Raw genomic sequence first — 12,542 nt, 5'->3', positions numbered from 1 at the left:
CCGCGGGGCGGCCCCCCGGCCCCCCCCGGGCGGGCCGGCCCCCGCCGCCCCCCCCCCCGGGGGCCCCCCCCCCCCGGGGGGGGCCCGGGGGGGGGGCCCCCCCCCGGGGCCCCCCCGGCGTTTCCGGGAAGACCGTGGTGTGGGTGTGTGCGCGGGTGCGGGGGTGGGCCGGTGGTGCGGCGCGGTCAGTGGATGCGGCGGATGTCGCGGCGGCGCAGGGCGTACCCGAGACCGACCAGACCGCCGAGGACGAGCCCCGCGCCGGCGCCGAGCTCCAGCGGGTCGAGCCCCGCCACGCTACCGCCGAGGCCGCCGCGGACGCCGAGCACGGCGCTGCGCGAAGCGCCGGTACCGGTGCCGGCGCTGGTGCCCGTACGCGTACCGGTGGGCGCGCTCGCGGTCGGGGTCTTGCGGGTTCCGACCGTGGAACTGGTCGTGGGCCTGCCGGTGCCGCCGGTGATCGTGAGGTCGGCCGAGCCGTTCACACTGGCCGACCCGTTCACGGCGCTGCAGGTGACGGTGACCGAGTACTGGGCTCCGGGCCGGGCGTCCCGGTCAACGGCGACCCGTGCTGTCGTGCCCCGGTTGATGCTCACGGTGTCGAAGATCCCGGAGGAGACGGTGGCAAAGGCTGTGTCGCAGCCGCTGACGGTCAGTGTCACCTGGCCACCCGGGGCGACTGTCGAGGGGGTGATGACGACTTTGGGGGTGACCTCGACCGCGCTTGCGGCGGGCGCGAGGGCGGCGGCCGCCGCGCCGAAGACGAGCAGGGCGCCCGCCGCGGCGGCGCCCAACAGGGCTGTGGGGGAGGTGGGTATCGCGCCCATGGTTGATTCTCCGGATCCCCGAGGAGCAGCCGCGGAACGGTTTCCGCACGTGGGGGGTCGTGCGCCTCGATGTCCGCCACGCTAGGTCCGGCCGCAGTGACCCGCGATCAGGAACGGGCGAATGGGGCATGGCGGTAGGCCGAACCGGGGACGGGAGGCCCGTCCCCGGTTTGCCGGGCCGCGGTGGGGGCGGTCGGTCCCCCGGTGCGGTGCGGTGCGGTGCGGTGCGGTGCGGTGCGGTGCGTGTGCTCAGCCGCTCAGGTCCAGATGTGGGAACTGGGAGAGGAACGGCTCGGCAGTGGCGGCGATGCCCCGGCCGAAGGGTGCGTCGAAGTCCCAGATGAGGAACAGCAGGAACGCGATCAGCGCGCTGAACAGCCCTGCCAGCAGCAGTTCCCGGAACGAGCGCCTGATCTGCAGGGTGAAGATCAGCCCCACTGTCACCAGGGCACCGGCGATCAGGCCGAACCAGACCACCCCGGGCATGGTGGCCCCGGCGCTGAGGCCGCGCGCGTTGCGCGCGTCGTCGACCACGGCGACCTGGTCCACGAGCGGCTGGTACGCCTGGCCCTCGTGGTCGGTCCGCGGTTCGTAGTCCGTCACATCGCGGCGGATGCGGTCCAGCAGCTCCCCGCTGCGCTCCGTCAGCTCGCCGTTCTCGGCCATCTCCTTCCATTCGGTGTCGACGACGTAGGTCACGTAGGCGTCCACGTCGGACTTGATCTTCTTGCGGACCTCGGCCGGGTAGACCTCGGAGCGGACGCTGATCTCGTGCAGGGCCTGCGATTCCTGGCGTACGTACTCCTGGGCGGCCCCGCGGCCCTCCCAGACGCCGGCGATCGCCAGACCCAGCACGATCGCGTAGATCACGCCGATCATCATCGTCATGTACTCGATGACGTCGGGGGTTTCGCTGGGATCGTCGTCCTCGCCGATCCGGCGCTGGTTGAAGAAGGCGATGGACAGCACCACGGCACACGCCGCGGCCATCGCGAGGGACAGGACGAGCCATTCCGACAAGATGACTCCCAATCGATTACGGGGTGGAATGCGGCGGCGCTAGCGGGGGCGCAGCGCGATGACCGCGAGCACCGCGGGGGTCGCGGTCATCAAGGTGAAGGTCACCGGTGAGATGTGGTGTTCGAGCGGCTTGCGGGCCGCCGCGTGGTACGAGGGGCGCGCGATCGGCTTCGCGGGCGCGACCGCCGGGATCACCCGGGGCGGCGCGGGCGCGGGCGCCGGCGGCGCGGGTGGCTCCGGGACGGGTTTCGGGACCGGCTTCGGGGCCGGTTTCGGGGCCGGGGGAGCGGGGGCCGGGCGCTCGGGGGGCGGGGCCGGTGCGGGGGGTTTCGGCACCGGCTTCGGAGCGGGCGGTGGCGGGGGCGGTGGCGGGGGCGGCGGTTTCGGGGTGGGGAGCGGCTTCGGGGGCGGCGGCGGAGGGGGCGGGGTGGGCTTGGGCGGGCACGGCGGGGGCGGCGGCGGCGGGCAGGGCGGATGCCCGTGGTGTCCGCCGGGGCCGTGACCATGGCCGTGTCCGCCGTGGCCGTGGCCGTGCCCATGGCCGCGCCCGGGGTTGCCGTGGCTGCCCGGTCCGCCCTGGTTGCCGCGATCGCCCCGGCCGCCCTGGTTGCCGTGATCGCCTTGGTCGCGTTGGCGGCCCTGGCCGCCGTGACGTCCGCCACCTCGGGTGCCCCCGGTCGCGCTGCCGAAGGCGGACACGGCGGGCCTGACGGCGCTCGCCCCGTCGTCGGCGTCGATCGTCGCGTATGCGCTGCTATCGGCCATGGCCGGTGTCGCGGACAGGGCCGCCCACAGGAGGACCGGGACTGCCAGCAGGCGCCTGGAAGAGGCTCTTTTCACCCGGGGATCATGGGGTCGCGCGCGCCCGCGCGCGGGAAGGTTGACCTGGGTTCGCCTGAACGGGTGAGGCTTTGGCTACGGAGGTTTGAGCCAGACTCGCTTCGTGTCCGATCGTTCACCGGCCTTTTCCCAAAAGGTATTTGTCGGTTTCGATCATTCCCCGGGCGTCGTCCGTCCGGCCTTTGACGTGTGACGAAGAACGGATCGCCAATTTCCGCTTTCGCTCGCTCCGTTGGGCAATGATCAGTACATTCGGCTCGGACAGGAGTCCGATCCGTCCGGACCGATGCAGGACCAACGCTTGGAGACCCCGATGGAGCGCCCCGCCTGGGCCCCGCCAGGCATCGACATATCGGTGCCGAGCGTGTCCCGTATCTACGATTACTACCTGGGCGGCTCCCACAATTTCGAGGTCGACAGGCAGGCGGCCCGTCGGGCCATGGAATTCATGCCGGGCCTGCCCAAGATCATGCAGGCCAACCGGGCATTCATGCGCCGTGCCGTCCGGTACGCCGTAGCCGAGGGCGTGACGCAGTTCCTCGACATCGGCTCCGGCATCCCCACCTTCGGCAACGTCCACGAGATCGCCCAGGCCGCCAGCCCCGAGGCGCGCGTGGTCTACGTCGACCACGACCCGGTGGCCGTCGCCCACAGCCAGGCCGTCCTGGCCGGCACCGAGCGGACCGGGGTCGTCGCCGCCGACCTGCGCAAGCCCCAGGACATCCTGGCCGCCCCCGAGGTCACGCAGGTGCTCGACCTGAGCCGCCCGGTCGCCCTGATGCTCGTCGCCGTCCTGCACTTCCTGGAGGACGCGGACGAGCCCTACGACGCCGTCGCCCGACTCTGCGAAGCGCTGGCACCCGGCAGCCTGCTGGTCCTCACGCACGCCTCGTACGAGGGGATCCCGCTCTCGGAGGAGGTCGCGAGCGGAACCGTGGGCGTCTACCGCGAGATCCGCAACCCCCTCGTCATGCGGGACGGGGAGCAGATCCGGCGCTTCTTCGACGGCTTCGGCCTGATCGAGCCCGGACTGGTGTCGATGCCCGACTGGCGGCCCGACACGACCGGCGGGCCGCAGGACGAGCCCGCGGACGAAGACCCCTACGCCTTCTCGGGCTTCGCAGGCGTGGGACGCAAGGCGTGAGACTGCCGACGCAGACGGCGGACGACCCTGCCGCGCCGCAGGGCGGCCTGGAGGACCGGATCGGGCGGTTCGCCACCATCTGGGGGCGGGCGATCTTCCCTGTCACCGCGACCTCGCTCACCCGCGGCGAGTTCGAACGCCACCTCGTACCCCTCACCCGTACCCTCGTCGAGGCCCTGCGCGCCCGGCCCTTCGACTCCTCCGTCGGCCAGCGGGTCGGGGAGGAACTCGTCGCGGTCCACTGCACCGACCCGGAGGCGCTGGCCGGCACGCTCGGCGTCGTCGAGTCCTACCTGGTGCTGTACTGCGGTCCGCAGGGCCCCGAAGCCGAGAGCATCGAGGGAACCGAGGAGTACCGGTCCCGTTGCGCCCGGCTCCAGCACGGCATCGCGGCCGGGTTCGCCCGCGCCCTGCGCGAGCGCACGCTCAAGGAGCAGGAGGCCATCGCCCGCTCCGCCCTGACCGCCCGCACCGACGCCCAGCAGGCGCTGCACGCGAGCGAGGAGCGCTTCCGGGCGGTCTTCGAGGGCGCGGCCGTCGGGATCGGCATTGCCGATCTGGAGGGCAACGTCCTGGAGATCAACGACGCGCTGCTGCAGATGTTCGGCGGCATGGACGGGCACGTCCGCGGCCGCAACGTCAGCGAATGGAGCCACCCCGACGACACCCCGCACGTCTGGCGGATGTACGGGGAGCTCGTGCGCGGCGAACGCGAGAGCTACCGCGTCGAGAAGCCGTACTACCGGCATGACGGCACCGTGCTGTGGACCAACCTCACGGTCTCGCTGCTGCGCGACGCCGAGGGCGTGCCGCAGTACCAGCTGGCCCTGATGGAGGACACCACCGAGCGCCGGCTGCTGAACCTGCGCCTGCGCTACGAGGCCACCCACGACGCCCTGACCGGCCTGCCGAACCGGACCCTCTTCTTCGAACGCCTGGAGAAGGCCCTGAGCGGCTCCGGCGGCTCCCGCTTCGGCTTGTGCTACCTCGATCTCGACGGCTTCAAAGCGGTCAACGACAGCCTCGGCCACTCGGCCGGCGACCGGCTGCTGGTGGAGGTCGCCGACCGGCTCCAGAGCTGCGCGACCGGACCGGGCGAGGTGGTCGCCCGGCTCGGTGGCGACGAGTTCGTGGCGCTGACCACCGGCCCCGACACCGAGGAGAAGGCCACCGAACTGGCCGTCCGGATCCTCTCCGCCCTCTCCGTCCCGATCCGGCTGGAGGGCCGTGAGCTGACGGTCCGGGGCAGCATCGGCATCGTCGAGGGCCCGGCCCGCGAGCGCACCCCCGCGGAGGTGCTGCGCAGCGCCGACATCACCATGTACCGGGCCAAGGCGGCCGGCGGCAACCGGTTCGAGTTCGCCGACGCCGCTGCCGACGCGCGCGCCATCACCCGGCACGGCCTGACCAACGCCCTTCCGGCGGCGCTGGAACGCGGCGAGTTCTTCATCGAGTACCAGCCGCTGGTGCACATGCACGACGGCAGCGTGCACGGGGCCGAAGCGCTGGTGCGCTGGTCGCACCCGCAGCACGGGGTACTGGGCCCGGACCGGTTCATTCCCCTCGCCGAACGCACCGGCCTGATCGTGCCGCTCGGCCGCTGGGTCCTGGAGGAGTCGGTCCGCCAGGCCCGCGCCTGGCAGCACCAGAAGGGCGGCGCCACCCTGCGGATCAACGTCAACCTGTCGCCGACCCAGCTGCACCACCCCGGCCTGGTCGCCGACACGATCCGGGTCCTGGAGTCCTCGGGCCTGTCTCCGGGCACGCTGTGCCTGGAGGTCACCGAGTCGGCCCTGATCGGCGCCGACGACGCACTCCTCGAGCCCCTGCGCCGGCTCGCCGCCCTCGGTGTGGACATCGCCCTCGACGACTTCGGCACCGGTTACTCGAACCTGGCCAACCTGCGCCGCCTGCCCGTCAGCGTCCTGAAGCTGGACCGCTCCTTCACCAAGGGCATGCAGCAGCACCCGGCCAACCCGGTCGACGTCAAGATAGTGGAGGGGATCGTCGCCCTGGCCCACAGCCTCGAACTCGCCGTCACCGTCGAGGGCGTGGAAACGGGTGCTCAGGCCGCCCAGCTCCGAGCCCTCGGCTGCGATACGGCCCAGGGCTGGTACTACGCCCGCCCGGGCGCCGCCGACCGCATCCACACCCTGTCCCTGTCGGACGCGGTCCCCATGTCCTGAACGCCGCCCACGGCCCGCCTCCGGATCGCAAGGTCCGGGGCGGCCGGGCTCACTCCAGGCCCGCCTCCGTGCCCCGGCCCGGCTCGCGGACGGCCGCGAGCACCCGCTCGTAGCGCCGTGCCGTGTCGGCCAGGAGTTCCGCAGCCACCGGCAGCCGCTCCGCCTGGTACCCGTCGAGCGCTTCCTCCCCGTCCGTCCCGGAGAGGACGGCGGCCAGCGTCCGGCCGAGGGCGGCGGCGTCCTGGATGCCGGTGTTCATGCCCAGTCCGCCGGCTATGGGGTGGACGTGCGCCGCGTCTCCTGCGAGGAAGGCCCGACCCTCGCGCATCCGGGTGGCCATGCGGACGTTGACCCGCCAGGAGGAGAGCCAGGTGGGGTCGGCCAGCCGGATCCCCGGCATCCGGGCGTGCCGGTCGAAGAGCCGCTGGAAACTCTCCAGCGAGGGTGGCAGTGCCTCGCCCCCTTCGCCCGTCTCGGGCGGGGCCTGCAGTTGGAAGGTGTCCGTCCCCGGCATCGGGCAGAGCAGGATCCCGCCGCCGTCCGAGGTGAACCACTGATGCCAGAACTCACGGCTGAGGCCCGGAGCTCGGACATCCCCGAGCACCATCGCCGGTTCCCTCTCCCCGTTCCCCTCGAAGGGGATGGCGAGAAGCTCGCGGGTGGTGCTGTGCCCGCCGTCGCACCCAGCCAGATAGCCGGCCCGGATCACGGCGCCGTCCTCCAGCTCGGCGCGGACGCCGTCCGCGTCCTGGGTGATTCCGGCGAGCCGGGACCCGTACTCGACACGCACGCCCAGCTCGCCCAGCCGGTCCCGCAGCGTCTCCTCCACCTGCCACTGCCCCACGAGCAGGCCGCCGCTGACGAGGGTGTCCTTGACGGGCTCCCCGTCGAAGTACTTGCGCAGCACCACGTCCTCGCGCCCCTTGGCCCTCACCTCCCCGGCCACGCCGAGCTCCTCGAAGAAGTCGAGGCTGCCCACCTGGAGGCCCTTGCCCCGGGACTCGTGGTGCGGCCCCGGGCGGCCTTCGATGATCCGCACCGCGATGCCGCCACGGGCCAGGTCGCAGGCGAGCGTGAGGCCGGTCGGGCCGGCGCCCACGATCAGCACGTCCGCTCCGTTCATCGCATCCGCCACGCCAGTCATGAGATGTCCCCTCGTCGTCGGTACCTCAAGGAAAGCGGCCCGCCACAGAAAAAGCAACCCGGTCACAAAACTAACTCGGTCACTCATTTGTGTTAGGGTGGACGCATGGAGAACACGAAGGGTCTGCGTGAGAGTAAGAAGCTCCGCACGCGCCACCAGCTGGCGGCCACGGCGCTGGAGCTCTTCCTGGAGCGGGGCTTCGACGCCGTATCGGTGGCGGACGTCGCGGCGGCCGCCGAGGTCTCCAAGCCCACGCTGTTCCGCTACTTCCCCAGCAAGGAGGACCTGGTCCTCGACCGGTTCGCCGACCATCAGGACGAGGCGGCGCGCGTCGTGCGCGACCGGGCCGCCGGGCAGACCCCGGTGGCGGCGGTCCGTGCCCACTTCCTGGCGGCGCTCGCGGAACGGGACCCGATCACCGGGCTCTGTGACCACCCGAACGTGCTCGCCTTCCAGCGCCTGCTCTACGGCACCGCCAGCCTGGAGTCCCGGTTGGCCCACTACGCCGCCCGCGAGGTGGAGCTGCTCGCCGCCGTCCTGGAGGCCGAAGCGGTCGACCCGCTCAGCGCCCGGCTCGCGGCCGGATATCTGGTGGCGGCCCGGCAGGAGCTCGGCCGGGAGAACTTCCGCCGCATCGAGGCCGGGCGGAGCGCCGACGAGGCCCACCCGGCGGCCGTTGCCGACGCGGAGCGCGCCTTCGCCCTCCTGTCCGACGGCCTCGACCGGGCGCTGTCCGGGTCCCGGCCCGGCCCGGTTGCCGGGGGCTGATGGGCCGGGGGCTGACGGGCCGCAGCCCGGTTGGATCAGCTCAACAGGATGCGCTTCAGCTCCCGGGCCGCGCGCGGGGGTGCCACGTCCGTGCGGTGGGCCAGGGCGATCGTGCGGCGCAGGGGGGAGCCCGCCAGGGGCGTGGCGCGCAGGCCGGCGCCCGCGCGGTCGGCCACCATCGCCGGGACCACCGCGATGCCGAGCCCCGCACGGACGAAGCCCAGTACCGCGTCCATCTCGCCGCCCTCCACCGTGAACACCGGCTCGAAGCCCTCCGCCCGGCAGGCCGCCACCGTGAGGTCCCGCAGGTCGTAGCCGTGCCGGAACATCACCATCGGCTCGTCGCGCAGCGCGGACACCGTGAGGGAACCCCCGCCCGCCGGGGGCGGCAGGGCCGCCGAGGAGACCACCACCAGGTCCTCCGTCAGCAGCTCCACCGTGGTCAGCGCCGGCGCCGAAGGAGGCAGTGGCAGGGCGATCAGCGCGAGGTCCAGGGAGCCGCGCGCGAGCTCCCGTACGAGGTCCAGCGAACCGCTCTCCTCGATCAGCAGCTCGATCCCCGGATGGGCGGTGTGGAAGGCGCGGAGCACGCCCGGCAGCAGGCCGGTGCACAGGCTCGGGGTGGCCCCCAGCCGGATCCGGCCGCGCCGGAGCTGCGCCAGCTCCTGCACCTCCAGCCGCGCCGTGTCGGCGTCCGCGAGGATCCGCCGGGCCAGCGGCAGCAGGGTCTCGCCGGCGTCGGTGAGCGTGATGTTCCCGCGCGCCCGGCTGAAGAGTTCCGCGCCCAGCTCCCGTTCGAGCGCCTTGATCTGCTGCGAGAGGGAAGGCTGGGCCACGTGTTCGCGTTCTGCCGCGCGTGTGAAGTGACGGGTCTCGGCGACGGCGACGAAGTAGACCAGCTGCTGGAACTGCATGACCCCAGGCTAGCGCCTACATAGGCTTAGCCTATCGACTTGAGCTCTGTCATGTCTTGGACCTTTCGGGACCTTCGTCCTTACCGTCAATGTCATGGCTCTGGCAACGCGGACGGATCGACGGCCGTCCACCACGCGAACGCTCTGGGACTCCTCCGTCGGCAAGAAGTCCGTGATGGCCGTATCCGGCTTGATCATGCTCGGCTACCTCGTCGTGCACATGCTCGGAAATCTCAAGATCTTCTTCGGGGCGGACGAGTTCAACGGCTACGCCCACTGGCTCCGCACCCTCGGCTCGCCCTTCCTGCACCACGAGTGGGCCCTGTGGATCGTCCGCGTGGCCCTGCTCGCGGCGGTCGTCGCCCACGGGGTCTGCGCGTACCAGCTCAGCCGCCGCGACATCAAGGCCCGCCCGGTGAAGTACGCGCACAAGCGCCGCCGCGCGAGCTATGCCACCCGCACCATGCGCTGGGGCGGCGTCATCCTCGCCCTCTTCATCGTCTGGCACCTGCTCGACCTCACCACGCTCACCGTGAACGAGCGGGCCTGGGCCGGACATCCGTACGAGAACGTCCTCGCCACCTTCTCCACCTGGTACGGCAACACCATCTACCTCGTGGCGATGGCGGCCCTCGGACTGCACGTCCGCCACGGCTTCTGGAGCGCCGCCCAGACCCTCGGCGCGGGCAACGCACGACGGGACAGGACGCTGAAGTTCCTGGCCAACGGCCTCGCCCTCGTCCTCTTCGCGGGCTTCGTGTCCGTGCCCGTCGCCGTCATGACCGGAGTGGTGAGCTGACCATGAGCGAGAACACGAGCAGCAGCGAGACGGTGACCGAGACCATGCGCCACGTCGACTACGCCGACTACACCACCGGTGAACCGATCGCCGACGCCAAGGCGCCCGAAGGCCCCATCGCCGAGCGCTGGGACCGCCGCCGCTTCGAGGCCAAGCTGGTCAACCCGGCCAACCGGCGCGGGCACACCGTCATCGTCGTCGGCACCGGCCTGGCCGGCGGCGCCGCCGGCGCCACCCTCGCCGAACAGGGCTACCACGTGGTCCAGTTCTGCTTCTCCGACTCCCCGCGCCGCGCCCACTCCATCGCCGCCCAGGGCGGCATCAACGCGGCCAAGAACTACCGCAACGACGGCGACTCCGTACACCGGCTCTTCTACGACACCGTCAAGGGCGGCGACTTCCGCGCCCGCGAGTCCAATGTCCACCGCCTCGCCCAGATCTCCGTCGAGATCATCGACCAGTGCGTGGCCCAGGGCGTCCCCTTCGCCCGCGAGTACGGCGGCCTCCTCGACACCCGCTCCTTCGGCGGCGTCCAGGTCTCCCGGACCTTCTACGCCCGCGGCCAGACGGGACAGCAGCTCCTGCTCGGTGCCTACCAGGCGCTCTCGCGGCAGATCGCCGCCGGCAACGTCGAGATGCACGCCCGCACCGAGATGCTGGACCTGATCACCGTCGACGGCGTGGCCCGCGGCATCGTCGCCCGGGACCTGGTCACCGGCAAGATCGACACCTACTACGCGGACGCCGTCGTCCTCGCGAGCGGTGGCTACGGCAACGTCTTCTACCTCTCCACCAACGCCATGAACTCCAACGCGACCGCCGTCTGGCGGGCCCACCGGCGCGGCGCCTACTTCGCGAACCCCTGCTTCACCCAGATCCACCCCACCTGCATCCCGCGCACCGGCGACCACCAGTCCAAGCTCACCCTGATGAGCGAGTCCCTGCGCAACGACGGCCGCATCTGGGTCCCCAAGGCCAAGGGCGACACACGCCCCGCAGCCGACATCCCGGAAGCGGAGCGCGACTACTACCTGGAGCGGATCTACCCCTCCTTCGGCAACCTCGTGCCCCGCGACATCGCCTCCCGCGCGGCCAAGAACGTCTGCGACGAGGGCCGCGGCGTCGGCCCCGGCGGCCAGGGCGTCTACCTCGACTTCGCCGACGCCATCCGCCGGATGGGCAAGGAGAAGGTCGCCGAGAAGTACGGCAACCTCTTCGACATGTACGAGCGGATCACCGCGGAGAACCCGTACGAGGTCCCCATGCGGATCTATCCCGCCGTGCACTACACGATGGGCGGACTGTGGGTCGACTACGACCTCCAGACCACCGTCCCCGGCCTGTTCGCGATCGGCGAGGCGAACTTCTCCGACCACGGAGCCAACCGCCTGGGCGCCTCCGCCCTCATGCAGGGCCTCGGCGACGGCTACTTCGTGCTCCCCTCCACCATCAACGACTACCTGGCGCGCCATCCGCACCGGGACACCGTCGACGACACCCACCCCGAGGCCGCGGCCGCCGTCCGCGAGACCCGCGACTGCCTCGCCAAGCTGCTCGCCGTCGACGGGGACCGCACCCCCGACTCCTTCCACCGGGAGATCGGCGAACTGATGTGGGAGTACTGCGGGATGGCCCGGACCGATGAGGGCCTGCGCAAGGCCCTCGCCCGGATCCCCGAGATCCGCGAGGAGTTCTGGCGGCGGATCAAGGTGCCGGGCAGCGGCGAGGAGTTCAACCAGTCGCTGGAGAAGGCCAACCGCATCATCGACTACCTGGAGCTCGCCGAGCTGATGTGCCTCGACGCCCTCCACCGCGCCGAATCCTGCGGCGGCCACTTCCGCGAGGAGTCCCAGACCCCGGACGGCGAAGCCGCCCGCCGCGACGAGGAGTTCGGGTACGCGGCCGCCTGGCAGTACACCGGGACGGGCGCCGCGCCCGTCCTGCACAAGGAAGACCTCGTCTTCGAGTACGTCCACCCCACCCAGCGGAGCTACGCATGAAGCTCACCCTGCGCGTCTGGCGCCAGAAGAACGCCGACGCCCCCGGCGCGATGGCCTCGTACGAGGTCGACGGCATCTCGGAGGGCATGTCCTTCCTCGAAATGCTCGACACCCTCAACGAGGAGCTCATCCTGAGCGGAGAGGACCCGGTCGCCTTCGACCACGACTGCCGCGAGGGCATCTGCGGCGCGTGCAGCCTCGTCATCAACGGCGACGCCCACGGGCCGGAGCGCACCACGACCTGCCAGCTCCACATGCGCTCCTTCGACGACGGCGACACCATCGACGTCGAACCCTGGCGGGCCTCGGCCTTCCCCGTCGTCAAGGACCTCGTCGTCGACCGAGGGGCCCTCGACCGGGTGATCCAGGCCGGCGGCTACATCACCGCCCCCACCGGAGCCGCCCCCGAGGCGCACGCCACGGCCGTCCCCAAGCCCGACGCCGACTACGCCTTCGAGCACGCCGAGTGCATCGGCTGCGGGGCGTGCGTGGCTGCCTGCCCCAACGGCTCCGCGATGCTCTTCACCTCGGCCAAGGTGAACCACCTGAACGTGCTCCCGCAGGGCTCGCCGGAGCGTGAGACCCGGGTCCTGGACATGGTGGCCACCATGGACGCCGAGGGCTTCGGAGGGTGCACCCTGACCGGCGAGTGCGCCACGGCCTGCCCGAAGGGCATCCCGCTGCCCTCGATCGCCGCCATGAACAAGGAGTGGCTGCGGGCCGTCCGCCGAGGCCCCCGCTGACCCGCGGGTTCCCTGGAAATGAGGGAGCGCCCGCCGGGGCACCGTCAGGCTCCGGCGACGCGCGACAGCCGGCGGCTCGTGAGCGCGACGAGTCCGCCGATCGGATGATCGGTGCGGCCCCCGCCGTGCCGTGAGCGGTCGGCTTCCCCGGGATGGG

At 71.9% G+C, this 12,542-nt stretch carries 11 protein-coding genes; 6 read left to right on the top strand and 5 right to left on the bottom strand.

Annotated elements, in window-relative coordinates; all coding sequences use genetic code 11:
- Nucleotides 1-185 precede the first annotated feature (185 nt).
- The 3 genes from ACFYM0_RS33920 to ACFYM0_RS33910 form a co-directional block, all read right to left on the bottom strand.
- Complete coding sequence (locus ACFYM0_RS33920) at nt 186-827, bottom strand: hypothetical protein (RefSeq protein ID WP_388508376.1); 642 nt, start codon at nt 825-827, stop codon at nt 186-188.
- A gap of 249 nt (nt 828-1,076) precedes the next feature.
- Nucleotides 1,077-1,847 carry a hypothetical protein gene (locus ACFYM0_RS33915; RefSeq protein ID WP_388508373.1) on the bottom strand — a complete coding sequence of 257 codons (771 nt, stop codon included), beginning with the start codon at nt 1,845-1,847 and terminating at the stop codon, nt 1,077-1,079.
- A 39-nt stretch (nt 1,848-1,886) separates the two neighbouring features.
- Nucleotides 1,887-2,042 carry a hypothetical protein gene (locus ACFYM0_RS33910; RefSeq protein ID WP_388508371.1) on the bottom strand — a complete coding sequence of 52 codons (156 nt, stop codon included), beginning with the start codon at nt 2,040-2,042 and terminating at the stop codon, nt 1,887-1,889.
- 958 nt (nt 2,043-3,000) lie between these two features.
- On the opposite strand from ACFYM0_RS33910, the gene ACFYM0_RS33905 reads away from it, so the two are divergent.
- Together ACFYM0_RS33905 and ACFYM0_RS33900 are read left to right on the top strand one after the other, a co-directional pair.
- Nucleotides 3,001-3,831: an SAM-dependent methyltransferase gene (locus tag ACFYM0_RS33905; RefSeq protein WP_388508368.1), complete on the top strand. Its 831-nt coding sequence runs from the start codon at nt 3,001-3,003 to the stop codon at nt 3,829-3,831.
- Nucleotides 3,828-6,017, top strand: coding sequence for a putative bifunctional diguanylate cyclase/phosphodiesterase (locus ACFYM0_RS33900; protein ID WP_388508365.1), 2,190 nt, complete (start codon nt 3,828-3,830; stop codon nt 6,015-6,017). The genes ACFYM0_RS33905 and ACFYM0_RS33900 overlap by 4 nt, the downstream gene beginning before the upstream one ends.
- 49 nt (nt 6,018-6,066) lie before the next feature.
- On the opposite strand, the gene ACFYM0_RS33895 is transcribed toward ACFYM0_RS33900, so the two are convergent.
- Nucleotides 6,067-7,161: an FAD-dependent monooxygenase gene (locus ACFYM0_RS33895; protein ID WP_388508363.1), complete on the bottom strand. Its 1,095-nt coding sequence runs from the start codon at nt 7,159-7,161 to the stop codon at nt 6,067-6,069.
- A 105-nt stretch (nt 7,162-7,266) separates the two neighbouring features.
- Here ACFYM0_RS33895 and ACFYM0_RS33890 point away from each other — a divergent pair, with 105 nt between their 5' ends.
- Entirely contained in the window at nt 7,267-7,929 is a 663-nt protein-coding gene (locus ACFYM0_RS33890; RefSeq protein WP_388508361.1) for a TetR/AcrR family transcriptional regulator, read from the top strand.
- A gap of 35 nt (nt 7,930-7,964) precedes the next feature.
- Here the strand turns inward: ACFYM0_RS33890 and ACFYM0_RS33885 are convergent, their stop codons facing one another.
- A complete protein-coding gene (locus tag ACFYM0_RS33885; protein ID WP_388508358.1) occupies nt 7,965-8,843 on the bottom strand; it encodes a LysR family transcriptional regulator in 879 nt (292 codons plus the stop codon).
- A 94-nt stretch (nt 8,844-8,937) separates the two neighbouring features.
- Between ACFYM0_RS33885 and ACFYM0_RS33880 the strand changes: the two genes are divergently transcribed.
- The 3 genes from ACFYM0_RS33880 to ACFYM0_RS33870 are packed head-to-tail and all read left to right on the top strand — an operon-like array spanning nt 8,938 to nt 12,385.
- Nucleotides 8,938-9,642, top strand: coding sequence for a succinate dehydrogenase cytochrome b subunit (locus ACFYM0_RS33880; protein ID WP_388508355.1), 705 nt, complete (start codon nt 8,938-8,940; stop codon nt 9,640-9,642).
- Between the two features lie 2 nt (nt 9,643-9,644).
- Nucleotides 9,645-11,642 (top strand): fumarate reductase/succinate dehydrogenase flavoprotein subunit, encoded by a 1,998-nt coding sequence (locus ACFYM0_RS33875; RefSeq protein WP_388508353.1) that lies wholly within the window; start codon nt 9,645-9,647, stop codon nt 11,640-11,642.
- Nucleotides 11,639-12,385 carry a succinate dehydrogenase/fumarate reductase iron-sulfur subunit gene (locus ACFYM0_RS33870; RefSeq protein WP_388508350.1) on the top strand — a complete coding sequence of 249 codons (747 nt, stop codon included), beginning with the start codon at nt 11,639-11,641 and terminating at the stop codon, nt 12,383-12,385. Before ACFYM0_RS33875 ends, ACFYM0_RS33870 begins: the two co-directional genes overlap by 4 nt.
- The last annotated feature ends 157 nt before the right edge of the window (nt 12,386-12,542 follow it).

The organism is Streptomyces sp. NPDC006487, assembly GCF_042870555.1.
In the GTDB taxonomy this organism is placed as follows: domain Bacteria; phylum Actinomycetota; class Actinomycetes; order Streptomycetales; family Streptomycetaceae; genus Streptomyces.
Note: the sequence above shows the minus strand (reverse complement) of the source record. Positions and strands in the feature narration are given on the sequence as shown.

Bases quoted from the DNA above. Each gene is read 5' to 3' on its own strand.
- ACFYM0_RS33875 (WP_388508353.1), top strand. From the start codon at position 9,645: ATGAGCGAGAACACGAGCAGCAGCGAGACGGTGACCGAGACCATGCGC.
- ACFYM0_RS33890 (WP_388508361.1), top strand. From the start codon at position 7,267: ATGGAGAACACGAAGGGTCTGCGTGAGAGTAAGAAGCTCCGCACGCGC.
- ACFYM0_RS33885 (WP_388508358.1), bottom strand. From the start codon at position 8,843: ATGCAGTTCCAGCAGCTGGTCTACTTCGTCGCCGTCGCCGAGACCCGT.
- ACFYM0_RS33895 (WP_388508363.1), bottom strand. From the start codon at position 7,161: ATGACTGGCGTGGCGGATGCGATGAACGGAGCGGACGTGCTGATCGTG.
- ACFYM0_RS33905 (WP_388508368.1), top strand. From the start codon at position 3,001: ATGGAGCGCCCCGCCTGGGCCCCGCCAGGCATCGACATATCGGTGCCG.
- ACFYM0_RS33880 (WP_388508355.1), top strand. From the start codon at position 8,938: ATGGCTCTGGCAACGCGGACGGATCGACGGCCGTCCACCACGCGAACG.
- ACFYM0_RS33920 (WP_388508376.1), bottom strand. From the start codon at position 827: ATGGGCGCGATACCCACCTCCCCCACAGCCCTGTTGGGCGCCGCCGCG.
- ACFYM0_RS33870 (WP_388508350.1), top strand. From the start codon at position 11,639: ATGAAGCTCACCCTGCGCGTCTGGCGCCAGAAGAACGCCGACGCCCCC.